Source organism: Caulobacter sp. DWR2-3-1b2 (assembly GCF_049896345.1).
GTDB lineage: Bacteria > Pseudomonadota > Alphaproteobacteria > Caulobacterales > Caulobacteraceae > Caulobacter.
Genome location: NZ_JAFCUC010000010.1, coordinates 48,603 through 72,673, shown reverse-complemented (window position 1 = coordinate 72,673; position 24,071 = coordinate 48,603). Strand labels below are relative to the sequence as shown.

General features: G+C 66.8%; 17 protein-coding genes. 7 read left to right on the top strand and 10 right to left on the bottom strand.

What is annotated here, in order from left to right; translation table 11 throughout:
• Positions 1-177 precede the first annotated feature (177 nt).
• Positions 178-672 carry a thermonuclease family protein gene (locus tag ACP694_RS19435; protein WP_426015227.1) on the top strand — a complete coding sequence of 165 codons (495 nt, stop codon included), beginning with the start codon at positions 178-180 and terminating at the stop codon, positions 670-672.
• A 56-nt stretch (positions 673-728) separates the two neighbouring features.
• Positions 729-1,187: a DoxX family protein gene (locus ACP694_RS19430; RefSeq protein ID WP_426015226.1), complete on the top strand. Its 459-nt coding sequence runs from the start codon at positions 729-731 to the stop codon at positions 1,185-1,187.
• Between the two features lie 98 nt (positions 1,188-1,285).
• Here the strand turns inward: ACP694_RS19430 and ACP694_RS19425 are convergent, their stop codons facing one another.
• From ACP694_RS19425 to ACP694_RS19410, 4 genes are all read right to left on the bottom strand, one after another.
• Complete coding sequence (locus tag ACP694_RS19425) at positions 1,286-4,426, bottom strand: efflux RND transporter permease subunit (RefSeq protein WP_426015225.1); 3,141 nt, start codon at positions 4,424-4,426, stop codon at positions 1,286-1,288.
• The gene (locus tag ACP694_RS19420) at positions 4,426-5,502 is read right to left on the bottom strand and encodes an efflux RND transporter periplasmic adaptor subunit (protein WP_426015222.1); all 1,077 of its coding nucleotides are present in this window, start codon (positions 5,500-5,502) and stop codon (positions 4,426-4,428) included. The genes ACP694_RS19425 and ACP694_RS19420 overlap by 1 nt, the downstream gene beginning before the upstream one ends.
• The gene (locus tag ACP694_RS19415; RefSeq protein WP_426015220.1) at positions 5,499-7,064 is read right to left on the bottom strand and encodes an efflux transporter outer membrane subunit; all 1,566 of its coding nucleotides are present in this window, start codon (positions 7,062-7,064) and stop codon (positions 5,499-5,501) included. The genes ACP694_RS19420 and ACP694_RS19415 overlap by 4 nt, the downstream gene beginning before the upstream one ends.
• A 63-nt stretch (positions 7,065-7,127) precedes the next feature.
• Entirely contained in the window at positions 7,128-7,820 is a 693-nt protein-coding gene (locus ACP694_RS19410) for a MarR family winged helix-turn-helix transcriptional regulator (protein WP_426015218.1), read from the bottom strand.
• A gap of 477 nt (positions 7,821-8,297) precedes the next feature.
• On the opposite strand from ACP694_RS19410, the gene ACP694_RS19405 reads away from it, so the two are divergent.
• Positions 8,298-11,300 (top strand): TonB-dependent receptor, encoded by a 3,003-nt coding sequence (locus ACP694_RS19405; protein ID WP_426015216.1) that lies wholly within the window; start codon positions 8,298-8,300, stop codon positions 11,298-11,300.
• A 35-nt stretch (positions 11,301-11,335) separates the two neighbouring features.
• Here ACP694_RS19405 and ACP694_RS19400 read toward each other — a convergent pair whose 3' ends face one another.
• A complete protein-coding gene (locus ACP694_RS19400) occupies positions 11,336-12,580 on the bottom strand; it encodes a TetR/AcrR family transcriptional regulator (RefSeq protein ID WP_426015214.1) in 1,245 nt (414 codons plus the stop codon).
• A 172-nt stretch (positions 12,581-12,752) separates the two neighbouring features.
• Positions 12,753-14,696, bottom strand: coding sequence for an ATP-binding protein (locus ACP694_RS19395; RefSeq protein WP_426015212.1), 1,944 nt, complete (start codon positions 14,694-14,696; stop codon positions 12,753-12,755).
• Positions 14,697-14,825: 129 nt separating this feature from the next.
• On the opposite strand from ACP694_RS19395, the gene ACP694_RS19390 reads away from it, so the two are divergent.
• The 4 genes from ACP694_RS19390 to ACP694_RS19375 all read left to right on the top strand — a co-directional run bounded on the left by ACP694_RS19390 (position 14,826) and on the right by ACP694_RS19375 (position 21,285).
• On the top strand, positions 14,826-16,052 hold the full coding sequence (locus tag ACP694_RS19390; RefSeq protein WP_426015210.1) for a serine hydrolase domain-containing protein: 1,227 nt from the start codon (positions 14,826-14,828) through the stop codon (positions 16,050-16,052).
• A 427-nt stretch (positions 16,053-16,479) separates the two neighbouring features.
• Positions 16,480-18,558 carry a 3-hydroxyacyl-CoA dehydrogenase NAD-binding domain-containing protein gene (locus ACP694_RS19385; RefSeq protein WP_426015209.1) on the top strand — a complete coding sequence of 693 codons (2,079 nt, stop codon included), beginning with the start codon at positions 16,480-16,482 and terminating at the stop codon, positions 18,556-18,558.
• A gap of 70 nt (positions 18,559-18,628) precedes the next feature.
• A complete protein-coding gene (locus ACP694_RS19380) occupies positions 18,629-20,179 on the top strand; it encodes a class I adenylate-forming enzyme family protein (RefSeq protein ID WP_426015207.1) in 1,551 nt (516 codons plus the stop codon).
• Between the two features lie 131 nt (positions 20,180-20,310).
• Complete coding sequence (locus ACP694_RS19375; protein WP_426015205.1) at positions 20,311-21,285, top strand: DegT/DnrJ/EryC1/StrS family aminotransferase; 975 nt, start codon at positions 20,311-20,313, stop codon at positions 21,283-21,285.
• Positions 21,286-21,397: 112 nt separating this feature from the next.
• On the opposite strand, the gene ACP694_RS19370 is transcribed toward ACP694_RS19375, so the two are convergent.
• From ACP694_RS19370 to ACP694_RS19355, 4 genes are all read right to left on the bottom strand, one after another.
• On the bottom strand, positions 21,398-22,432 hold the full coding sequence (locus ACP694_RS19370; RefSeq protein WP_426015203.1) for an adenosine deaminase: 1,035 nt from the start codon (positions 22,430-22,432) through the stop codon (positions 21,398-21,400).
• A 102-nt stretch (positions 22,433-22,534) separates the two neighbouring features.
• The gene (locus ACP694_RS19365) at positions 22,535-23,425 is read right to left on the bottom strand and encodes a pirin family protein (protein ID WP_426015202.1); all 891 of its coding nucleotides are present in this window, start codon (positions 23,423-23,425) and stop codon (positions 22,535-22,537) included.
• A 77-nt stretch (positions 23,426-23,502) separates the two neighbouring features.
• Positions 23,503-23,799 carry a type II toxin-antitoxin system RelE/ParE family toxin gene (locus ACP694_RS19360; protein WP_426015199.1) on the bottom strand — a complete coding sequence of 99 codons (297 nt, stop codon included), beginning with the start codon at positions 23,797-23,799 and terminating at the stop codon, positions 23,503-23,505.
• Positions 23,796-24,047, bottom strand: a complete 252-nt coding sequence (locus ACP694_RS19355) for a type II toxin-antitoxin system ParD family antitoxin (protein WP_426015197.1) — start codon at positions 24,045-24,047, stop codon at positions 23,796-23,798. The genes ACP694_RS19360 and ACP694_RS19355 overlap by 4 nt, the downstream gene beginning before the upstream one ends.
• Positions 24,048-24,071: the final 24 nt, after the last annotated feature.

Sequence of the window (24,071 nt, the reverse complement as noted above, 5' to 3'; positions counted from 1 at the left end):
CGTCGTGGCCAAGATCGTCGAATAGTCTCGACGCTCTAAACTTCGGCTGAGATTGCGAAGGCCCCGGGGGAAACCCCGGGGCCTTTTGCTTTACCAAGTTCCTCCCCCACAGGGGGAGGACCTAGTCCGCCGCAGGCCGATGCACTACCTTCACCACAAGCCTGGAAGGGAAGTCCCGTGATCCGCAAACGCATGCTTGCCCTGTCGATGGCGACAGCCCTGACCGCTTGCCACAAGACGCCCGACCCACCCGCCTCCGTGCTCCAGCCCCCTGGCCTGGGCGACCGCGTGCGGGTGCTCGGCGCCGACGCCTTCGTGATCGACGGCCGGCATGTGCGGCTGGCCAACGCCTATGCTCCCCAGGGGGTGCCGGACGCTCGCTGCTGGGCCGAGGCCAGCGCGTCCAAACTGGCCAATGACTGGGTGCGCGCCAAGGTGCGCGAGGCCCGCGCCGTCACCGTCGAGCCGACGGGCGGGGTCGACGAGTATCATCGCGACCTAGCCCATGTCGGCTTCGACGGCGTCGACCTGGGACAGGCGCTGTTCGAGGCCGGCCTGGCCGGACGGCGCACCGACGCGCCCAATGGCCGGTTCTCGTGGTGCGATCCGATCAGCGGCCGGGCCACCGGGGCTCCGGCCGTCGGCACGCTGCTCGACAACGGGACGCGCTGAGGCGCGGCGGAGCAACCGGAACGGCGCACGGCCATTGATAGCGGCGGGAGAGCCGCATGATCCAGATCTATCAGACCGCCACCGGCGCCCTTCACGGCCTTGCGCCCTACGCCGCCCTGGCGGCCAGGCTGGTGATAGGCGTGATGTTCGCACTGTCGGGCTGGTGCAAGCTGACCAATGCCGAGCAGCACGCCAAGATGCGCCGATCGCTGCAGGAGGCTGGGATTCGCGCGCCGGAGGTTCAAGGCTGGCTCGTTGCGGCCTGCGAGCTTCTGTTCGGCGGCCTGCTGGTCCTGGGCCTGGCGACGCCGCTCGGCGCCGGCGTCCTGGCGATCATCTGCTTGGTGGCCCTGTTCACGGTGACCGGCAAGGAAATCGAGGGCGCCTCGCCACTGATGCGGCTGTCGTCGCTGCTCTACAAGCCCGAGGTGCTGCTGCTGACCTTGCTGACCTGGCTGATTGTCGCGGGGCCGGGCTCGTTGTCGCTGGACGGTGCGCTGGGGCTGGCGGCTTAGCGACAGGCTTGGGGACACAGGCTTGGGGGCACACACTCATTCCTCGATACCTGCCGTCCTGGCGAGGCCGTGGAATGAGCGTGTGTCCCCGCTGCGCCCTACAGCCGGTCCACCGGCGACGCGGCCGCGCCGCCAGCCGCCTCGCGCGGGGTGGTCCAGCGCGACAGCTTTGGCGTCAGCCATTGCTCGATGTCGTCGACGATCTCGTAGACCACCGGCACCAGCACCAGCGACAGCACGGTCGAGGTGATCAGGCCGCCGATTACCGCCACGGCCATCGGCTGGCGGAATTCTGACCCCGTGCCGATGCCGAGCGCCGTCGGAAGCATGCCGGCCATCATGGCCAGGGTGGTCATGACGATCGGCCGGGCCCGCTCGCGGCAGGCCTCGATGATGGCCTCACGCTGGCTCATCCCGGCCCGCTCCTGCTCGATGGCGTATTCGACCAACAGGATCGAGTTCTTGGCCGCCAGCCCCATCAGCATCAGGAAGCCGATCAGCGACGGCATCGACAGCGACTGGCCGGTGATCAGCAGGGCGAAGAACGCCCCGCCGATCGCCAAAGGCAGGGCCGAGATGATGGTGATCGGTTTAAAGAAGCTGCGGAACAGCAGGATCAGCACCCCAAACACCAGCCCGACCGCCGACAGCAGGGCGACCGCGAAACCGGTGAACAGCTCGACGAAGGCCTCCTGATCGCCGGCCGTGGCCGGACCGACGCCGGGCGGCAGATGCTTCATGGTCGGCAGGGCGCCGACGTCGCTCATCGCCTGGCCCAGCTGGGCGCCGTTGTTGAGGTCGGCCTCGATGGTCACCTGACGCTTGCGGCCGAAGCGGAGGATCTGGGCCGGACCGGCCTGGAACGACAGGTCGGCCACGGAGTCGAGGCGGGTCGTGCCGCCGCTGGCCGTGGGGATGCGCAGGGCGCCCAAGGCGCTGAGGTCGGCACGGGTCTCGGCCGGCAGGCGCACACGGATCGGAATCCGCCGCTCGCCCTGGGTCATCTTGGCGACGTTGGCGTCGATGTCGCCCACCGTGGCCACGCGGGCGATGGCGGCGATGTCTGCGGCGCTGACGCCGAGGCGCGCGGCCTCGTCGGCCTTGGGCCGGATGACGATTTCGGGGCCGCTGGGGGGCGAGGACGGGCGCGGATCGGCGACCGTGCTCAGGGCCTGCATCTCGCGCTCGATCTGGGCCGCCGTGCGCTCCAGCAGCGGGCCGTCTTCCGAGGTCAGGATGGTTTGCACCTCCGAGGTGCCCCAGTCGCCGAGCAGGTTGACCCGGGCGTCGGGGATGTCGTGCAGGCCGTTGCGCACCACCTGCTTGATCTGCGTCACCGTCAGGTCGCGCTTGCCGTTCAGGACGATGGTGATGGTCGCGTCGCGGATGTCCGAGCCGGCCACGCCGCCAAAGCCGCTGCCGATATTGGAGCCGACCTGGGCGAAGACGTGGGCGGTTTCCGGCCGGGCCCTGAACATCTTGGTCACCGCCTGGACGGTGCGTTCCATGTCGGCCGGGGTCGCGCCGGGCGGACCCTGGACCTTCAGGTAATAGAAGTTGGCGTTGGCGGCCGGTTGGAAGGCGGTGGGAATGAACTTCACCATGCCAAACGATCCGACCAGGATCACCGTGCCGATGATGATCGCCAGGATCCGGTGGTCCAGCGACCACTCCAGCACATTGCGATAGAAGCCCTTGAAGTCCTTGCGCGGGTGGGCGTGCTCGACCGGCTTGAGGAAATAGGCGGCCAGCAGCGGGGTCAGCAGGCGAGCCACGACCAGCGAGAACAGCACCGCCACCGCGACGGTCAGGCCGAACTCCTTGAAGAACTGGCCGGGCGTGCCGGGCATGTAGGACACCGGCACGAACACCGCCACGATGGTGAAGGTGGTGGCCACCACGGCCAGGCCGATGGCGTCGGCCCCCTCGATCGCCGCCTGGAAGGGCCTCTGGCCGCGGGCGACGCGTTTCTCGATGTTCTCGATCTCGACCACAGCGTCATCGACCAGGATGCCGATGACCAGGGTCAGGGCCAGCAGGGTCACGACGTTCAGCGAGAAGCCCATCATCGCCATGAAGGCGAAGGTGGGGATCAGCGACACCGGCATGGCGATGGCGGTAATCAGGGTGGCCCGCCATTCGCGCAGGAACAGAAACACCACCAGCGAGGCCAGCAGCATGCCTTCCAGCAGGGTGTGCTCGGTGGCGGCGAAGCTGGCGCGGGTCTCATCGACGGTCGAGAAGATCTTCACGAACGACACGCCAGGCTGCTTGGCCTCAATCCCGCCGATGGCTTTCTTGATATTGTCCTCGACGGCCACGTCGCTGGAATCGCGGGTCTTCATCACCTGGAAGGCGACCACGGGTTTGCCGTCCAGGCGGGCAAAGCCGCGCTGCTCCTCGGCGCCCTGGCCCACCTGGGCGACGTCGGTCAGTTTCACATAGCGGCCGCCGACGATCGGGATGGTGATGTCGCGCAGCTGCTCGATGGTGGTGGCGGCGCCGAGCACCCGCAGGGTCTGCTCGCGACCACCAATGGTGGCCCGGCCGCCCGGCGCGTCGACGCTGAAGCTGGCCAGGGCCTGGTTCAGTTGCGGCGCGGTGACGCCGAAGCTGGCCAGGCGATCGGGGTCGATGATGACATTGATCTCGCGATCGATGCCGCCGACGCGGGACACCTGCGCCACGCCCTTTTCCCCCTGCAGGGCGCGGGTGACGGTGTCGTCGATGAACCACGACAGCTCGGTGGCGCTCATGTTGGGCGCCGAGACGGCGTAGGTGATGATCGGGGCGCTGGTGATCTCCAGCCGCTGGACGATCGGCTCGTCAACCTCCTTGGGCAGCAGCGAGCGGGTCTGATCGACCTTGGAGCGCACCTCGTCGGTGACCTTCTGCAGGTCTTCGCCGAGGTTGAACTGAATGGTCGTGATCGACGCGCCCTGGACCACCGAGGAGGTGATGGTCTTGACGTTGGAGATGCTGGCCACGGCGTCCTCGATCGGACGGGTGACCTGGGTCTCCATCTCGCCGGGCGCGGCGCCGCTCTGGGTGACGGTCACCGACACCGAGGGGAACTCGACATTGGGGAACTGCTTGATCGGCAGGGTCAGGTAGCAGCCGATGCCGGCGATGATCAGGGCGATGAACAGCACCGCGACCGGGATCGGGTTGCGGATCGCCCAGGCGGAGATCTGCAGCTCGCGCGTTTTCTGCTGGGGGGCCTTCTGTTCGCCAGCCATCAGCGGGCCGCCTGCTGGGTCGGCGCCGAGGGACGGATGACATCGCCGTCGGTGACGAACGAGGCGCCGCCGAGCACGACGCGCGTGCCGGCCGGCGGGCCCTGGATCAGTTGAGCCCAGCCGCCGCCCTTCTGGCCGACCTTCACCGCCACCTGGTGGGCGCGGTTGTTGCTGTCGACGGTCATCAGAAACAGGCCGTCGGCCTCGTAGCGGATCGCCGACTCCGGCACCGCCGTGACGCTGGCGCCCGAGGCCCCAAAGGTGGCGCGGCCAAAGCCGCCGGGCCTCAGGTCGGGACGGACCGGTAGGCGCACGCGCACCTTGCCCAGGCGGTTGGCGCTATCAACCCGGGGACTGACCAGGCGCACGACGCCCGAGACAGATTGGCCGCCGGGCAGGGACACCTGGGCGGGCTGGCCGGCGCGGATACCCGCCAGGTCAGCCTCGTTGACCTCGGCGTCCAGCTCGACCAGGCCGTCGCGGGCGATGGTGAACCAGGGCGCGCCGCCGCCGCCGGCGATCTGCCCCGGCTGCACGCCGCGCTGCAGGACCCGGCCGCTGACCGGGGCGGTGATGGTCATCCGCGAGACGCGGGTGCGGATTTCGTTGAGCGCGGCTTCCTGGGCCTTGGCCTGGTAGCGCCGGGTCTCGATCTGCTCCTGGCTCAGCACGCCCTGACCATCAAGGCCCGCGACGCGCTTGGCTTCCGCCTGGGCCTGGGCGGTGAGGGCGGCCTGCTGGTCGACCTGGGCGCGCAGCAGGGTGGAGTCAAGCTGAGCCAGGGGCTGGCCGGCTCGCACCCAGTCGCCTTCGTCGGCGAACAGCCGCGCCACGCGATAACCGCTGAGCTCGGAGCCGACGGCGGCTTCCTCGCGCGAGACGAGCTGGCCCGACGCCTCGACCCCGCCGCCCAGCGGCCGGGTCTCGATGCTGCCGACGCTGACGGTGCGGGCCTGGGAGGCCGCCGTCTTGACGGGCGCCTTGTCCTTCTTGTCGCCACAGGCGGTCAGGCCGACCGACGCGATCAGCAGGACAGCGGCGAGCGTGGTGCGGGTCGTCATGGGGGAGGATCTCATTTCGGGGAAACCTGGGTCGGGGAAACCTGGGTCGAGGAAACCTGGGTCGAGGAACCCTGGGGCGAGGCCGGCGCATCCGGAGACCAGCCTCCGCCGAGCGCCTTGTAGGTCTGGACAGCGTGCAACAGGGCGTCGGTGCGGGCCCCGGTCAGGGCGGTGCGGGCGGCGCGCCAGGACTGCTCGGCCTGGAGGGTGGTGGTCAGGTCGATCAAGCCCAGGCCGTAGCCCTTGCGGTTGGCGGTGTAGGCGCGTTCGGCGCGGGCCTCGCCGGCCGTCAGCAGGGTAACGCGACGCTGGTCGGCGGCCAGTTGCACCATGGCGTTCTCGGCCTCGCCATAGGCGGTCTGCACCGACCGCTCATAGGCGATGGCCGCCTGCTGGGTGCGGGCGTTCTGGGCGTCGATGTCGGCCAACAGGGCCGGGATGTTGAGCACCGGGATCGAGACATTGGCCCCGATCGACCAGGCCGAGCTGGTGGTCGAGGTCTGGCCGCTCCCGCCGCCGCCCGCGAAGGGGAAGGACGGCGAGACGCTCTTGGACAGCCCGACGCCCGGCGTCAGGTTGAAGGTCGGCAGCAGGGCGAGCTCATTGATCTTCAGATTGCCCGAGGCCGAGGCCAACCGCGCCTGGGCTTCGCGGATGTCGGGGCGGCGACCCAGCAGATCGCCGGGGATGGTCGCCGGCACGGGCGGTGCGGCGTCCAGCACGGGCGTGACCGTCAGGCTGCCTACAGAGTCGATCCCGCGGCCGACCAGGATCAGCAGGCTGCGCCGCGACGTGGCCAACTGGGCTTCCAGGTTGGCGACGCGCGCCTGGGTTCCGGCGAGGTCGGATTCGGCGCGGTCGGATTCCGAAGTGGCGATCAGGCCGGCATTGGCCTTCTTGACCGAAAAGTCGCGCAGCGAGGCGTTGATGCGCTCGGTTTGCCGGGCGTCATCTAGTTGCACGGCCAGGCCCCGCGCTTCGAAATAGGACTGGGCGACATTGGCGGCCAGAGAGGCCCGCGCGCCCTCATAGGCGAAGCGGGCGGCGGCCAGGTCGTTGTTGACCACGCCCAGGGCGGCGCGCTTGCGGCCGAACAGATCCAGTTCCCAACTGACGTCGAAATTGGCGGCGTAGGCCTCGCTGTCGCCAGCTTGGGTGAAGCCCGCTGCGCCGCTGCTGTCGAGGATCTCGGTGTGGGTCTTCTTGGCGCTGCCGGTCAGGGGCGTGCCCGGGATGTAGATCTGGCGGATCTGGCCGCGGCGCACGGCGCGGGCCTCGTCCAGCACAGCTGCGGCGCTGCGGGCGTCGGGCGCCTTTTCAAGCGCCGTCTCGATCAGGCGGGTCAGCAGCGGGTCGTTGAAGGTGGTCCACCAGCGATCCAGGCTGGCCCGGGGCAGCACGGTTCCGGCCGGCGCCTCATAGGCGGCGGGCAGGCGGGTGTCGGGCGTCGGGCGCGGGGTGCTGACGCAGCCGGCGAGGCTCAGGCTCAGGCTCAGGCTCAGGCCCAGCGCCAGGCCCAGCGCCAGGATCGACGCCGAGGTTTGGAATGGCCGAGGGCGGCGACGCTCACCGGTCATGAATGCACTCATCGACAAATACCTTTGGGCGCGTTCGCGCGGAGAGAGGGCTGGGCATCGCGTTCAGCAAGAGTCCGCGGTCGATGGAGGAAGGCCCGCAACGTCGCGATAGACGTCGACGACCTGATCCAGGAAGCCCTCGATGATCTGGCGTTCGGCCGGTGTCAGGCCGGCGATCACTCTGTCGAGACCGTCGATCATCGGCGCCAGCTTCTCGAAGGCTCTCTCCATCGAAGCTTCCACCGGAACCACGAAGATTTTGCGACGGTCGGTGGCCTTGCGTTGTCGCGAGACGTGACCGGCGCGCTCCAGGCGATCGACGATCTGGGTGGCGGCGGCGGTCGTCACCTTGAGACGTTCGGCCAGTTGACTGGGCGTCAGAGGCCCGTTGTTCAGAAGCTGTTCCAGGGCCGCCATGTCGGTGACGTTGACGCCGAGGGCCTCGCCGATCTTCTTGCCGATCTCGCGATTCAGGAAGGAGATGGTCTTCAGGCGCTGACCGATCGGGTCGCGTGGCACATGCGCGCGCCATCCCTGCAGAGTCGGAGCCGGATGATCGGTTGTCATGACGGAGGACGTATTATTAAGATGCTTAGTAGTCAACCATCTTAATGGTGCGGTGCACAAATTTGCGATTGGCTGACCGACCTGCAGGCGTGTTGACCAACGCCGCAGGCAAGTATCGTCGTGGCCGGCGCGGGCTGTCGTTGACCTAGATGGGATCGCGAGCGACTTCGAAAAGAGGCGCGGCGTCATTTGATTCCCTTGCTCTCAAAGGCGTCGCGCGCATGGCAGGCGCCGCCTACGGCGTCGACGCTTCCCGGATATGACGAACGACAGGCCGACTTCGCGACATAGGCGGGCCGAATAATTTCGCCCTTCGGGATTGGTCGCATCGCAGCATCGGGCGGTCATTCGCAGCCGAGCGGTTGACGTACCGTCAAAACATACCGCATCATCGAAACAGGTGTTCGACTCCTCGGGGCGGCCGCCGGTTCGCGCGGAATGGCGGACTTAAAATCAAACGTTTCAAGTACTGGCCCAAGGAGACCCTAAGCTTGTCGGCTCGTTTATCCGCATCTTCAAGTTTCGAAACGCGTCCTCGCGGCGACGTCGCAGCCTTTGCGGCGCCACGTTCCTCCGATCGGCGCGGCGCGGAGCGTGCCGCCGACTGAGATCTCTCCGAAGCCCAAAATGTCTGCGTTCAAAAAAAGCAGCTCGGGAGGGAAGACAATGAAAAGAACGACGTTCCTGCGGGGGGCTTCGGCCCTGACGCTCGTCACGGCCTTGGCGTGCAGCGCCGCCCATGCCCAGACCAAATCCAGGGATCAGGGGCCGGTCGAGGTCGAGGAGATCATCGTCACCGGTTCGTTCATCCGCGGCACGCCCGAGGACGCCTCGCTGCCGGTCGATGTGATCGGCGCGGAGGACCTGCAGAAGCAGGGCTCGCCCTCGACGGTCGAATTGCTCAAGGCGCTACCGGTCTCGAACGGCGTGCTGGGCGACACCAACCAGTTCGACAGTCGCGCCCAAGGCTCGGAAGGTTCAGGCTCGGTCAACCTGCGAGGCCTTGGCTCGCAAAGGACGCTGGTGCTCTTCAACGGCCGACGCATGGCGATCAATCCGCTGGCCGCGGCCGGCGCCGGCATCGTCGACACCAACATCATCCCCGCCGCCGCCATCGGCAGGATCGAGGTGCTGAAGGACGGCGCGGCGGCCACCTACGGTTCGGACGCCATCGCCGGCGTCGTCAACTTCATCACCAAGAAGAACTTCAATGGCCTGGAAGCCGGCGCCGACTATCGGTTCATCGACGGTTCCAAGGGCGACTACGGCCTGAACGTCACCTACGGCAAGGTCTGGGACAACGCCAATTTCCTGGGCTCCATCGGTTGGCAACACCGCTCGAAGCTGTCGGTGGCCGATCGCGACTGGGCTAACAAGCCCTATCTGACCAATCCGGAAGCGGGCTGGTCGGCGGCGGGCAATCCCTCGACCTTCATCCCCGCCGCCGCCTCGACGACAGGCTTCCGCGACCCCAGTTGCTCGACCCTGGGGGGCTTTGCGGGCTTCAGCGGCCTGACGCCGGTCTGCTACTGGCACTATTCGCCGTTCGACAATCTGGTCGAGAAGCAGGACGCCATCCAGGCCTATGGCGAGGTCAACGCCGACCTGTCGGCCAAGACCAAGTTCCATGCCGAGGTGCTGTACAGCCATACCGACGTACCCGACTGGAACACTTCGCCGTCCTACGCCGGCCTGGCCGTGCCAACCGCCGAGGCCGCCGCCGCCCCGACCCTGGCGGGCCGCTATTATGTGCCGGCCAACAACCCCGGCCTGATCGCCTTCATGGCCGCCAACCCGACTATCACCACCACCAGCCTGGTGACCGGCGCCCAGACCACCGTGCCCTCGACCATCCTGGCGGGCGGGGCGATCAACGCCGCCAACCGCCCGTACGGCCTGGGAGGCAACCCGGCCTTCGGCTACGGCCCTTCGATCGGCGCCCGGGCCTATGACGCCTTCCGGGTGTCCAGCGACCTGTCAGGCGAGTTCGACAACGGCATCGGCTGGGACATCGCCCTGACCTATTCGCAGGAGGTCGGGATCCGCACGGGTTACGACACCCTGGTTAACCGCTTCGAGTTGGCCCTGCGCGGCCTGGGCGGTTCGCGTTGCGACACCGACGCGGCCACCCCAGGCATCCAAGGCACGCCTGGTGTCGGCGGCTGTCTGTTCTACAACCCCTTCGCCAACGCCATCCCCGGCAACGCCATCACCGGCGTGGCTAATCCGGCCTACAACTCGGCCCTGGCCAACAGCGAGGAGGTGACCCGCTGGTTCTTCCAGAAACTGTCGACCAAGCAGTCGTCGCGGCTGTTCGTCGGCGAGGCGGTGCTGAATGGCAAGACCAACATCACCCTGCCGGGCGGCGACATCGCCTGGGCGGCCGGGGTTCAGTATCGCCGCACCTATTTCAAGGCCGACTACAACAACATCAGCAACGCGGCGATCAATCCGTGCGTCAACACGCCCGACTTCGGCGTGACCAACTGCACGGGCTCGGTGCGCAACGGGCCCTTCATGTTCCTGGGCGTGGGCACCGAGGCTGACAAGCAGAGCGGCATCATGGCCGGGTTTGGTGAATTGAGCCTGCCGATCACCCAGTCCGTCCAGATGCAGCTGGCGGCCCGCTACGAGGACTATGGCGGGGCGACGGGCTCGACCTTCAATCCCAAGGCCGCGATCCGCTGGCAGGCGACCAAGTGGATGGCGTTCCGCGCCTCGGCTGGCTCCACCTTCCGCGGTCCGCCGGATCCGCAGTTGGTGACCTCGTCCATCACCTCGCTGCAGAGCATCCTGGGAGTGTTCCGCGCCGTCGACATCTACGGCAACCCCAACCTGCAGCCGGAAGAGGCCAACACCTATAACGCCGGCGTGCTGTTCAAGACCGGCGCCTTCAAGGCCAGCATCGACTATTTCCGGTTCGATTTCAAAAAGCCGATCGTCGCCGAACCGGTGGCCGGCATGGTTAGCGCCCTCTATCCGAACGGGGCGACGGGAGCCAACAACTGCGGCGTGGCCGCCTTCGCCGCCCTGCAGTCGCGCTTCACCTACAACACCAACTGCAACACGATCTCGTCGATCGCCCGCCTGCGGACCAACTATGTCAACGGGCCCGACATCCGCAATTCGGGCTTCGACTTCTCGGCCGACTACCTGTTCGAGGGTGTGCTGGGCGGCAATGTCGCGCTGGGGACCAACGCCACCTACATCTCCGAATACAAGGTGTCGGCGCAGACTGTCGAAGGGGTGGTGGTCTCGCCGGCCTTCGACGCGGTTGGCAAGCTGAACTACCAGACGATCGCCGTGCCGATTCCGCAGTGGAAGGGCGACGTCTATGCCCAATGGTCGATGGGGCCGCATAACCTGCGGGCCACGGTGCACTATATCGACAGCTACACCGACCGGCGCACCGCGCCGTTCGCCACCGGCGCCTACAAGGACACCACCGGCGCGCCGGTGACGGTCTCCGCCGGCAAGACGATCGACAAGCAGATCCTCACCGACCTGGCCTATCGGGTGTTCCTGCCCTGGGACACCACCCTGACGGCGGCGATCACCAATGTTTTCGACAAGGATCCGTCCTATGCGAGGCTGGACCTGGGCTATGACCCCTTCACGGGCGACCCCCTGGGACGGACCTACAAGATGGGGATCCGCAAGAAGTTCTAACCCTTTTTCGCCCTCTCCCGGAGGGAGAGGGTTTCCTACTTTGTGAACAGTCCCATCAGAAGCGGCCGGGCGAACAGCCTGGCCGCTTCGTCGCGTTCGACGCCGGGCACCCAGGCGCCCAGCGAGGCCGCCGCGTTGAGCATCGAATTGATCATGTGGGCCGCGATCATCGGATCGACCGCCCGCACCGAGCGCTCCGCCACCCCATCGGAAATGATCGCCGCGAACCGCTCCGAGCCACGGTTGTAGCCTTGCGACATCTCGTGGCGAATCTCGATCGGCAACGCCCCCATCGACGAGGCGCGCAGCAGCGGACCGTGCTCTGATAGCTGATACTCGACCAAGGCCGCCGTCGCCGCGGCGACCTGCTCCCAGCCATCCTGGCCAAGGGCCCGGGCGTCGGCCTGGGCCTTGCGGGTGACGGCGAAGGTGCGCTCGAAACACTCCACCACCAGGGCGTCCTTGTCCTCATGGTGGTGGTAGAACGAACCCTTGGTGACGTTGAGCTGGGCCGAGATCTCTTCGACCGAAGCCCCGCGATAGCCCCGCTGGTTGATCAGGCGGGTGGCGGCCACCAGGAAGGTTTCACGCCATTCCTGGCCGTCGGGCGACTGCGGCGTCGGGTCGGGCAGGGCGGCGGGCGCCCAGTCGCGGCTCTCCCCCTTCTCGTTGGGAGGGGCCAAGCCATTGACCAGGATGTCGTACATCTTGTCGCGCACCCGGCCGTAATCATCGACGTCGTAGCGCCGCAACCACGAGCCGGCCCAGAACATCTGCTCCAGCAGCAGGTGAGTGCGGGCGTTGCGCTCGCGCTTGTCGAGATGCTCGAAGTCTGGCCCTTCGAAAAAGCGCCTTACCCGGCGAAACAGGTCGGCGAACGCGCCCTGCACCGAGGCGCGCAAAGGCTCCTTCAGGGCCCGCATTTCGGTGAAGCTTGTCAAAGGCGCGGCCTCCCCCAATCGCACCCTGCGGTTCAGGTCGAGATAGAGCTCGAGGAACTTCAACAGGCGGCCACGGCGATCGGGCGCGCGGTCGGCCTCGGTGACGAGGGCGTCGAAGCGTTCCAACCCGCGCATGAAACAGGCGGCCGCCAGGTCGTCCTTCTTGCGGTAGTAATAGGTGACGCTGGTGGTGATCAGTCCGACCTTGGCGGCGACGTCGGCCAGGGTCATGCCCTTGACGCCCTGGCGATTGAGGATCGCGGTCGCGGCGGCGAGGATCGCCTCCTTCTTCTTCGCGTACCGCTCCGTGGCGGGGGTCGCGACCCGACCGTCATCCATGTGCTTGCCCCTCAACGCCGGTCACCGCGCGCGGCTTTTGGACCGGTTAGTCCAATTTAGGAAGCCCCAGCGACGTCACAAGACGCGCGCGACCCTTCCGGCGCCGCTTTCATGGGCGCTCGATCTTGCTGCCGTATTGCAGGCGTACGGCGGAAGCGGGACGCTCCAAGCCTCAGGTCGCCTGGCGTGCGCTATCCGCCTCCGTCAGGGTCGCGGCGGCCAGGACGGCGGCGATGGTCTGGACCAGGACGGTGGGCGACAACGGCTTGGCGACGGCGCCGTTCATACCCGCCGCCAGATAGGCCGCCTGCTGGTGCGCCATGGCGTTGGCGGTCATGGCGACGATCGGCGTCCGCGCCGCCGCGCCGCCCAGGTCGCGGATTCGCCGCGTGGCCTCGACCCCATCGATGCCGGGCATCTGAATGTCCATGAAGATCAGGTCGTAGCCGCCTTGGGCGCCAGAACGGTTGGCGGCTTCCACGCCGGCCGTGCCGTCCTCGGCCGTTTCGACCACCGCGCCCATGGCCTGCAGCAGGCGACTGGCGATCAGCCGGTTGGTGGCGTTGTCCTCGACGATCAACACCCGCAGGCCGGCCAGCAAAGCAATCTCAACCTCGTCGTTCTCCGCGACGGTCTCGACGGCGCGTTCGACGTCGATCTCCAGCCAGAAGGTCGAGCCCTGGCCTGGCTGGCTGGTGAAGCCAATGTCGCCGCCCATCAGGGTGGCCAGGCGACGGGTTATGGCCAGGCCCAGTCCCGCGCCGCCGAACCGCCGCGTGGTCGAGCCGTCGGCCTGGTTGAAGCGCCCGAACAGGCCCGCGCCTGCGGCCTCGTCGATACCGACCCCGCTGTCTTCGATCTCGAAGCGCAAACGCAGGCCGTCGGCGGCTTCACGTGAGGTCAGCCGCGCCTGAACGCCGCCTTCCAGGGTGAACTTCACCGCGTTGCCCAGCAGATTGAACAGCCCTTGGCGCAGCCGCAGGGGGTCGGCGTTGACCCATCCAATGCCAGGATCGACCGTGACATCGAGCGTCAGGCCGCGTTGCTGGGCCTGGGGCCTCAGCAGCTCGGCGACGCTGCGCAGCAGGGCGGCGGGGTCGATCGGCTCGGGATTGAGTTCAAGCTTGCCGGCTTCGATCTTCGAAAAGTCGATGATGTCGTTGAGCAGTTCGGACAGCATGGCGCCGCAGCCCAGGGCCTCGTTCAGCAGCAGGCGACCGTCTTCAGACAGCTTTTCGCGCTTGAGCAGGTGCATGACGCCCAGCACGCCGTTCATTGGGGTGCGGATTTCGTGGCTCATATTGGCCAGGAACTGCGACTTGGCGTCGGCGGCGTCCAGGGCGGCGTCGCGGGCGGCGACCAGTTCTGTCACATTCTGGCTGATGCCGATCACGTCCCAGGTGTTGGCGCTGGCGCCTTTGACGCCGCGCCAGGCCGCGCGCATCCAGACCCAGATCTGGTTGGCCGGATCGAGATAGCGGTAGGTCAGGACCTGATGGTCGCCCTGCGCCAGGGTCTGGATGAAGGCGTCCCACACCCTCTGGCGATCCTCGCCATGGATCGAGGTGGTCATTTCCTGGATCGTCATCATCCGGACCCCGCCCTGGGGCGAGGAGGGGGTGGCGATGTCCTGCTCGAAAACATAGACGCCCTTGCGAGCATCGAAGCGCCAGACATAGACCCCGGCGGCGTTGCGGAGCAATTCGTTGGCGCGCTCAGCCTGCTGGCGCTCGATGCGACGCGTGCGGTCCTCGCTGAAATCCTGGAACACGATAAGCAGGGCTTCGCCGGGCAGGGCCTTCGATTGCGAGCGCACCCACAGCCATCCGCCGCCCTTGCGGGCCAGGCGGTGTTCGGAGCGCGCCTGGCCTTGTGCGCGCAGGGCGGCCCCAATGGCCTGGATGGTCTCGGTGTCGTGCAGGTGGAAGAAATCGCGGATGGGGCGGCCCAAGGTTTCCTGGGCGGTCCAGCCGGTCAGCCTGATCCAGGCGGGATTGACCCGCGTGATGGCGCTCTCCTCGATCACCACGAACATGTCGAGGCTGTTGTCGAAGAACCAATCGGCGGCGGCCTGCTCGATCTGCGTGGGCGGCTTGTCGTGCAAGTACTTGCCCATCCCCATTCCCTAGTTTTCAATCGATATGCGCATGATCGGGTAAAGTTAGCGTTTCGACGTACCGCTTCTTCGATCGGCCTCAAGAACAGTGGACGCCGCCCGCCTCGGGTGGCCGTGGGAGATACGCCGTTGAGCACACCGGAAGCCGTGGGTCTGTCGTCGGACCGATTGAAGCGCATCGACGCCTTCATCCAAGACCAATATATCGCGCCCGGAAAACTGCCGTGCGCTCTCGTTCAGGTCTGGCGTCGTGGCCAGTTGGCCCATACCGCGATCCTGGGCTCCGCCGACAAGGAACGCGGCTTGCCGCTGAAGGCCGACAGCCTGTTTCGCATCTATTCGATGACCAAGCCGATCACCTCGATCGCCTTCATGATGCTGGTCGAGGAGGGTAAGGTCGCGCTTGACGATCCGGTGCACCGCTACATCCCGGCCTGGAAAAACCTGGGTGTGTTCCAGGCTGGCGTGGCGGGCGCGTTCCAGACCAAGCCCGTCTCCGAGCCCATGCGGATCGTCGATCTGCTGCGCCATACCGCCGGTTTGACCTATGGCTTCCAGCAGCGAAGCAATGTCGACGCGGCCTATCGCAAGCTGAAGCTCGATGGGGTCGATAGCGACGGCGGGCTGAATGACTTCATCGGGACGCTGGGAACCGTGCCGCTGGAATTCAGCCCTGGCGAGGCCTGGAACTATTCGGTGGCCACCGACGTGCTGGGCTATCTGGTTCAGCTGATTTCGGGCCAGCCATTCGAGACGTTCCTTAAGGAGCGGATTTTCGACCCGCTGAAGATGGTCGATACCGGTTTCTTCGTCCCGGAAAGTCAGAAGGACCGTTTTACCGCCTGCTACACCCTCAACGCCAAGGGTGAGGTGGTGCTGCAGGACGATCCCGAGACCAGCCGCTACCTCACCGATCCCTCGGTCAAGTCGGGCGGCGGCGGGCTGGTCTCGACGGCCGACGATTACATGCGGTTCTGCCGCATGCTGCTGAACGGCGGCGAACTGGACGGCGCCCGGATCGTCAGCCCCAAGACCTTGAAGCTGATGACCACCAATCATCTGCCAGGCGGCAAGGAACTGACGGAGATGTCGCAATCGCTGTTCAGCGAAGCGGTGTTCGAGGGCCTGGGCTTTGGCCTCGGCTTCGCGATGACCGTCGATCAGGCCCGAACCAGGAACCTTGGCTCGCTGGGCGAATATTTCTGGGGCGGCATGGCCTCGACCGCATTCTGGATCGATCCGGTCGAGGATCTGGCGGTGGTGTTCATGACCCAGCTGATCCCGTCCTCGGCCTACCCGATCCGGCGCGAGCTGCGCACCCTGGTCTATGCGGCCTTCACGGAGTCGGCGGCTTAGGGCGCAGAGCCCGGAAAGAAAGCGGCGCGGGAGAGGGCTCCCGCGCCGAGTGCGCTTCACCTAGTCGACACGCCTGTCGGCGCGCCGCGTCCGCTCCGGATCGGTTTCGAAGATGGGGGACGCATGCAAGTCGCTCCCTGGAAACCGAGTCAGTGCGTACGCCCCTTGTCAGCCGGACCATTTGTCCAAGGCCGCCTGGTGTTGGCGGGCCTCTTGTCCAGGCGATTATCCCCCACCGCCCGAATGTTCAGACTGAAACTGGCATTTTCGAATTTCTAGTATGATCTTCGCGCCGTCAACGGCCGGCGCCTAAATTTCCGGCGCCGTTCGCGACCCCTGGACTTCACCGCCCGGTCTGTGCAGGTTTCGCTTCAAACAACCGTTCAAACTCAAGAACGTGCAACGCCAGCTCAGGGATGGAAGCGCCATGGCCGCGATCAACACCGTCACGGACTTCTCGGTCGAAGGCGACATCGGCGTCGTCACGCTGAACTCGCCGCCAGTCAACGCCCTTTCGGCGGCGGTGCGCGAGGGGCTGTCCAAGGGTTTCGAGGCGGCGATCGCCGATCCGGCGGTCCGGGCCATCGTGCTGATCTGCGAGGGCAAGACCTTCATCGCCGGCGCCGACATCACCGAATTCGGCAAGGCCATGACCGGGCCGTCTCTGCAGGACGTTCAGAACACCATCGAGAACTCGCCCAAGCCGGTGATCGCCGCGATCCACGGCACTGTGCTGGGCGGCGGGCTGGAGGTGGCGCTGGTGGCGCACTACCGCGTCGCCGTGCCCTCGGCCAAGGCTGGCCTGCCCGAGGTGAACATCGGCCTGCTGCCCGGCGCCGGCGGCACCCAACGCCTGCCGCGCGTGGTGGGCGTCGAAAAGGCGCTGGAGATGGTCACCACCGGCCAGCACATCCCGGCCAAGGCCGCTCTGGCCATGGGCCTGTTCGACTCGATCGTCGAGGAAGGCGCTCTACGCGACGGAGCCATCGCCTTCGCCAAGGTGGTGCTGGCCGAGGACCAGCCCCTGACCCGCATCCGCGACCAGAACGCCAAGGTCGAGGCCGCGCGCGGCAAGCCCGAGATCTTCAGCGAATATCGCAAGGCCAACGCCCGCAAGTTCCGCGGTTTCCTGGCTCCGGAAAACAACATCAAGGCCGTCGAGGCGGCCGTCAACCTGCCCTTCGACGAGGGGCTGAAGGAAGAGCGCAAGCTGTTCATGGAGCTGATGACCGGCAGTCAGTCGGCCGCCCAGCGCCACGTGTTCTTCGCCGAACGCCAGGCCAACAAGATCCCCGACGTGCCGGACGACACCGCCATCATCCCGGTCAAGAAGGTCGGCGTGATCGGGGCCGGCACCATGGGCGGCGGCATCTCGATGAACTTCCTCAACGCCGGCATCCCGGTGACGATCATCGAGGCCAAGCAGGAGAATCTGGATCGCGGCGTCGGGGTGATCCGCAAGAACTACGAAAACACCGCCAAGAAGGGCCGCCTGACCCAGGACGACGTCGAAAAGCGCATGGGCCTGCTGACACCCTCCATGCACCTGGAAGACCTGGCCGACTGCGACCTGATCATCGAGGCGGTGTTCGAGCTGATGGAGATCAAGAAGGAGGTGTTCGGCAAGCTGGACACGATCGCCAAGCCCGGCGCGATCCTGGCCTCCAACACCTCCTATCTCGACATCGACGTCATCGCCGCCTCGACCTCGCGGCCGCAAAGCGTCATCGGCCTGCACTTTTTCTCGCCGGCCAATGTGATGAAGCTGCTGGAGATCGTGCGCGGCGAAAAGACCGACAAGTCGGTGATCGCCACCTCGATGCAGATCGGCAAGAAGATCGGCAAGGTCGCGGTGCTGGTCGGCAACTGCCACGGCTTCGTCGGCAATCGCATGCTGGCCCAGCGCCAGCGCGAGGCCCAGAAGCTGATCCTGGAAGGCGCCATGCCCTGGGACGTCGACCGCGTGCTGTATGACTTCGGCCTGCCGATGGGGCCGTTCGCCATGAGCGACCTGGCCGGTCTCGACATCGGCTGGGACCAGACCAAGTCGAGCTCGTCCACAGTGCGCGAAGTGCTGTGCGAGATGGACCGCCGCGGCCAGAAGAACGGCAAGGGCTTCTACGACTACGACGAGAACCGCGTCGCCAAGCCGAGCAAAGAGGTCGAGCAGGTGATCCTCGACTTCGCCGAAAAGCGCCAGATCCAGCGTCGCGCGATCAGTGACCAGGAGATCCTGGAGCGGTGCCTGTACCCGATGGTCAATGAGGGGGCCAAGATCCTGGAAGAGGGCAAGGCGATCCGGGCGTCGGACATCGATACCGTCTGGATCAACGGCTATGGCTGGCCGGTCTATACCGGCGGCCCGATGTTCTGGGGCGAGCTGGTGGGGCTCGATAAGGTGTTGGCCAAGATGAAGGCGTTCCAGGCCGAGTTGGGCGACGACTTCAAGCCTTCGGCCCTGCTGGAACGGCTGGTGGCCGAGGGCAAGGGGTTCAAGGACGCGTGAGGCGTTCGGCGAAGCCGATGGAGACAGGCACATGTGCCTGTCTCCATCCTGGGCATTGAGTAGGACTTCCATGAACACCATCGCCGACATGATGACCGCCGACTACGGCGTGATGGGCGACATCCTCCGGCTTCGGGCCCAGGAGCATCCCGACCACTCGGCCGTGATCCTGGAAACCGGCGAGGCCGTGACCTACGCCCAGTTCGACGCCCTGGCCGACCGCGTGGCCGCCGCCCTGCAACGCGACGGGATCGGCCGAAACGAGGCCGTCGCCGTCTGCGCCCTGTCATCCATTCCGTACACGGCGCTGTTCCTCGGCGCCCTGCGAGCCGGCGTCGCCGTCGCGCCCCTGGCCCCGTCCTCGACGCCGGAGGCCATCGCCGGCATGGTCGCCGACTGCGGGGCGCGATTGTTCTTCATGGACGCCGGCGTCGCCGAGGCTCAGAAGCCCGCGCCCATCGCCGTGCGCTACATCGCCCTGGACGGCGCGGACTTCGGAGAGGCCTTCGACGCCTGGCTGGCCCCGGACGGCATCCGGCCAGAGCCCGTGACCATCGCGCCCGAAGACCCCTTCAACATCATCTATTCCAGCGGCACCACCGGCGCGCCCAAGGGCATCGTCCAGTCGCACGCCATGCGCTGGAAGCACGTGTTCCGGGGCGACGCCGTGGGCTACGGGTCCGACACCGTCACCCTTCTGTCGACGCCGCTCTATTCCAACACCACCCTGGTCTGCTTCTTTCCCACCCTGGCGGGCGGCGGCACGGTGTTGCTGATGAAGAAGTTCGACGCCGGCAAATATCTCGAACTGGCCCAGCATCATCGCATGACCCACACCATGCTGGTGCCCGTGCAGTACCGCCGGCTGATGGACCGCCCCGACTTCAGCGACTTCGACCTGTCCTCGACCCGCCTGAAGTTCTGCACCAGCGCGCCCTTCGCCGCCGAGCTGAAGGGGGAGGTCCTGGCTCGCTGGCCCGGCGGGCTGGTCGAGTATTTCGGCATGACCGAGGGCGGCGGCACCTGCATCCTGATGGCCCACGAGCATCCGGACAAGCTGCACACGGTCGGCCGCCCAGCGCCCGGCCATGACATCCGGCTGATCGACGAGGATGGCGTGCAGGTTGGCCCGGGCGTGGTCGGCGAGATCGTCGGCCGCTCGGCGGGCATGATGAACGGCTATCACGGCCAGCCGGGCAAGACCGCCGAGGCGACCTGGCGCTCGCCCGAGGGTTGGAGCTTTATTCGGACCGGCGACGTCGGTCGGTTCGACGATGAAGGCTTCCTCACCCTGATGGATCGCAAGAAGGACATGATCATCAGCGGCGGTTTCAACATCTATCCCAGCGACATCGAGGCGCAGATCGTCAAGCACGAGGATGTGGTCGAGGCCGCGGTGGTCGGCGTGCCGTCCGACGCCTGGGGCGAATCGCCGGTGGCCTTCGTGGCGCTGAGGCCTGATGCGCGAATCGACGCGGCGGGGTTGAGGGACTGGGTCAATGCTCGGCTGGGCAAGACCCAGCGACTGGTCGACCTGCGTCTCGTGGAATCCTTGCCCCGCAGTCATATCGGCAAGGTTCTGAAGCGCGAACTGCGCGACGAATGGACGGCTTCTGCCTAGGTCAAAGATTCCGGCGCCAAAAATGCCGCGACGGCGCGCCGCATGCGCATCATCCGAGTCACTCGATACGTTTGCTTAACCATAAGGTGATGCCGTGTGGCAAAGCCGGATTCGTCGGAAACGTAATCCTGATGCAGCCTCAGTCCCAAGCCGCGCCCTCGGGCCAGGTCAGCAAGCGCGAGCGACTCGTCAAGCGCGGGGTGCCCGTCGACTTCGCGGCCGTCGAGCATTTGCTGCGCCAGGGCCTGACGCCGGGCCTGGACGCCAAGCTGGCCGACCGATTCGATCGTCCGACCGCCGTCCGCGCGGTCTCGACCCGGGTCGCCGCCCTGGCCGCCGCCTTGGCCGCCGCCGGCGCGCGTCGCGGCGGCGTCTGCATCGTTCCCGCCCTGGCCTCGGCCGCCACGCTTCAGGGCATCGCCGCCGCCGGTCTCCGGCCGTGGCTGGTCGATGTGGATCCCTACAGCTGGATGTTCGACCCCGCCCACCTGCGCGAGCGACTGGGTGAGGCTCCGCCGCCGATCGAGGCCATTGTCCCCACCTGCGCCTTTGGCCGAGCGCCGGACATGACGGCCTGGGCCGCGTTCCACATCGAGACGGGCCTGCCGATCGTCGTCGACGCCGCAGAGGGCTTCGACGTGGTGATGGAAGCCCCCGTTCCCGTGGTGGTCGGCATGCCCGGCGGTCGCGGGGTGTTCGTGGCCTGCGAGGACGCCGATTTCGTCGCCCGCCTTGATGCGCCGGCCTTTTCCGGTGACGCGGGTCTGGACGCCTGGTCGGGCCAGCGCCTGCGCCTGGCCACCGCCGCCCAGCGCCTGCGGATGCTGCTCCTGGGCGCGCCGATCGGTTTTCAGCCGGGCTGGGGGATGAGCTGGGTGTCCGACGCCTGGGTCGTCAGCCTGCAGGAGGGCGCGGCGCCCTCCGTGGCCGCCAAGCTGGCCGAAATGGGCTACGCCACCAACGCCGTCGGCCCGGGCCACGCCGCCCGCGACGAGACGCCGGTGGCCGATCGGTTGGCCAACTCGGTGCTGAGCCTGCCGTTCAGCGCGGATCTGGGCATCGCCGAGCTGGACGAGTTGGCGGACGCGGTGCGCCGGGCGCTCTAGCGGCGAACACTTGCCCCCTAGGGATCGCTTCGCGATCGTCTTCCCCCAGAGGGAGAAGAGCCCCGCGCTTTTGAGCTCCGCCCCCCATGGGGGCGGACAGACCGCGAAGCGGTCAGGTGGGGGCAAGTGGGTGTGATCCCACATAGGCGTCGATTCCCGCCACCCGTTCGGCCTTCTCCGCCTCGTCCAGGAACGACCCCGTGAAGCTGTTCTTGGCCAGGGTGATCAGCTCATCCCGCGTCAGGCCGATGGCTTCTGCCGTCGCCATGTAGTTCTCGAGCAGATAACCGCCGAAATAGGCCGGATCGTCGGAATTGACCGTGGCCTTCAGCCCCAGATCCAGCATTCGCTTCAGCGGGTGATGCTTCAGATCCGAAACCCCGCACAGCTTCAGGTTCGACAGCGGGCAGACCGTAAGCGTCGTGCCGTCCTGCACCAGCCGCGCCGTCAGGCAGTCGTCCTCCAGCGCCCGGTTGCCATGGTCGATGCGGTCGACCTTGATGATATCGACCGCTTCCCAGACATAGGCCGGGGGGCCTTCCTCGCCGGCGTGCGCCACCAGCTTGAGGCCCAGGTCTCGCGCCGCCTGCAGCACACGGGCGAACTTGGCGGGCGGGTGGCCGACTTCGGAGGAGTCCAGGCCAACCCCGGCGATCTTGTCGAGATAGGGCTTGGCCTCTTCCAGGGTGGCGAAGGCGGCGGCTTCGTCCAGGTGGCGCAGGAAGCAGAGGATCAGCTTGGAGCTGATGCCCAGCGTCGCCTCGGCCTCGACCATGCCGGCCGTCAGCCCGGCGATCACCGTGCCGAACGCCACGCCGCGATCGGTGTGGGTCTGGGGGTCGAAGAAGATCTCGGCATGGGTGCCGCCATCGGCCGCCAGCCGGCGGAAATAGGCCAGGGCCAGGTCCTTGAAATCGGCCTCGGTGAGCAGGACGCCCGCGCCTTGGTAATAGATATCCAGGAAGTCCTGCAGGTTGGAGAAGTCGTAGGCGGCGCGGACCTCCTCGACCGTCTTGAACGGCAGGATGACGCCGTTGCGCGCGGCCAGCTCGAACATCAGCTCGGGTTCGAGGCTGCCCTCGATATGCATGTGAAGTTCGGCCTTGGGCAGGCCACGGACGAAGGTTTCGAGCGCGAGATCGGTCATGGAGACCTTATGGGCGCTCGAGGCGGGGAGATTCAACGGGGATCGTGACGCCGCAGGTCGGGGACATGCCCTTGGGCGTGTCCCCGACCTTGGTCGCGGGGCTTAGGACATCGGCTGGGCCGGCGGAACCGGCTCGGGCAGGGGGGTAAACTCCTGGTCGTCCAGGTCAGGCAGCTTCATGCGCTGGGCGCGCCAGTCGGCCTTGGCCTGCTCGATCCGGTGCTTGGACGAGGAGACGAAGTTCCATTCGATGAAACGCGGGCCGACCGGCTCGCCGCCCAGCAGCATCACGGTCGACGGCTCAAGCGCTTCGAAGACGATGGTGTCGCCCGGCTTGAACACCGCCATCTGCCCGGCGTGCAGGGTCTGGCCTTCGACCTCGACCTTGCCGGTGGCCACATAGGCGGCGCGCTCGGGATATTCGGCCGGCAGTCCGGCCTTGGCGCCCGCAGCCATTTCCCAGTGCACGTAGAACAGCGGCGAAAACACCGGCACCTGGGCCGAGGCGCCGAACGCCTTGCCGGCCACCAGGGCGGCCTTCAGACCCTTGTCCTCGAACACCGGCATCTGGTCGCGGGGATGATGCGAGAAGGCGGGATCGACCTCTTCCTGGCCGTCCGGCAGGGCGACCCAGGCCTGGATGCCGTGCATGACGCCGCCGTCGCGGCGCAAGGTCTCGAAGCGTTCGGAATGGGTAATGCCGCTGCCGGCCGTCATCCAGTTGACCTCGCCCGGACGGATCGGCAGATTGGAGCCGATGCTGTCCTTGTGAGTGATCTCGCCCTCGAACAGATAGGTCAGGGTCGACAGGCCGATATGCGGATGCGGCCGGACATCGACATTGCGCGGGAAGCCGGGCTCGAACCGGGCCGGCCCCATGTGGTCGAAGAAGGTGAACGGCCCCACCATCCGCCGGCTGTGAAAGGGCAGGACGCGCCCCACCTCGAACCCGCCGAGATCCTTGCGGCGCCGGTCGATGACGAGGTCGATCATGGGAGGGCTCCGAGGTGGTGGAGAGGTTAGTGTGAATGGGGAGGCGAGGGGATTCTAGAAGAAATCGGAGGTGAAGCTCAGCGCAGAAGCGAGGCGATGTCCCTGCCCGGGCCGAAGACGCGAACGATCTCCACGGACCCGCCATCGCCGCGATAGGCCACGCTGTAGCGACCGGCGACGCTCCAAAACCTTAGGGGAAGCCTGGTTAAGTCGGGCCGGGCGTGGCCCAGGGCTGAGCGTCTCGCCAGGCGGTCGAAAGCGGTCAGCAGGGCGTCTCGAACCTTTGTCGCGGCGTCAATATCGCGAGCAGCGATATAGCTGACGATATCCAACAGATCCTGCCGCGCCGCCGAGGAGACCGAGTAGGCGGTCACGCCGATTTCAGCAGGGCGTCCAGTTCGCGGGCCAACTCTTCGCCCGTGATGCTTTCGCCTCGATCCAGTTGGTCGAGGCCGAGCTGAAGGTCCGCGTTCAAGCGCTCAAGTTGCTGGGCTCGAAGTGAGTCGGCGGAGAACAGCAGGCGCAGACCTTCCCGTACGACCTCGCTAGCGGTGGTGTAGAGGCCGGACTCCACCTTCTCGGCGATCCGGCGCTCAAGTTCGGTTGTCAAGGACACGTTCATGGCGTCGCTCCAAGGGGCAATGCC

Bases quoted from the DNA above. Each gene is read 5' to 3' on its own strand.
- ACP694_RS19430 (WP_426015226.1), top strand. From the start codon at position 729: ATGATCCAGATCTATCAGACCGCCACCGGCGCCCTTCACGGCCTTGCG.
- ACP694_RS19425 (WP_426015225.1), bottom strand. From the start codon at position 4,426: ATGGCTGGCGAACAGAAGGCCCCCCAGCAGAAAACGCGCGAGCTGCAG.
- ACP694_RS19420 (WP_426015222.1), bottom strand. From the start codon at position 5,502: ATGAGATCCTCCCCCATGACGACCCGCACCACGCTCGCCGCTGTCCTG.
- ACP694_RS19415 (WP_426015220.1), bottom strand. From the start codon at position 7,064: ATGACCGGTGAGCGTCGCCGCCCTCGGCCATTCCAAACCTCGGCGTCG.
- ACP694_RS19410 (WP_426015218.1), bottom strand. From the start codon at position 7,820: ATGACGCCGCGCCTCTTTTCGAAGTCGCTCGCGATCCCATCTAGGTCA.
- ACP694_RS19405 (WP_426015216.1), top strand. From the start codon at position 8,298: ATGAAAAGAACGACGTTCCTGCGGGGGGCTTCGGCCCTGACGCTCGTC.
- ACP694_RS19400 (WP_426015214.1), bottom strand. From the start codon at position 12,580: ATGGATGACGGTCGGGTCGCGACCCCCGCCACGGAGCGGTACGCGAAG.
- ACP694_RS19395 (WP_426015212.1), bottom strand. From the start codon at position 14,696: ATGGGCAAGTACTTGCACGACAAGCCGCCCACGCAGATCGAGCAGGCC.
- ACP694_RS19385 (WP_426015209.1), top strand. From the start codon at position 16,480: ATGGCCGCGATCAACACCGTCACGGACTTCTCGGTCGAAGGCGACATC.
- ACP694_RS19380 (WP_426015207.1), top strand. From the start codon at position 18,629: ATGAACACCATCGCCGACATGATGACCGCCGACTACGGCGTGATGGGC.
- ACP694_RS19375 (WP_426015205.1), top strand. From the start codon at position 20,311: ATGCAGCCTCAGTCCCAAGCCGCGCCCTCGGGCCAGGTCAGCAAGCGC.
- ACP694_RS19370 (WP_426015203.1), bottom strand. From the start codon at position 22,432: ATGACCGATCTCGCGCTCGAAACCTTCGTCCGTGGCCTGCCCAAGGCC.
- ACP694_RS19365 (WP_426015202.1), bottom strand. From the start codon at position 23,425: ATGATCGACCTCGTCATCGACCGGCGCCGCAAGGATCTCGGCGGGTTC.
- ACP694_RS19355 (WP_426015197.1), bottom strand. From the start codon at position 24,047: ATGAACGTGTCCTTGACAACCGAACTTGAGCGCCGGATCGCCGAGAAG.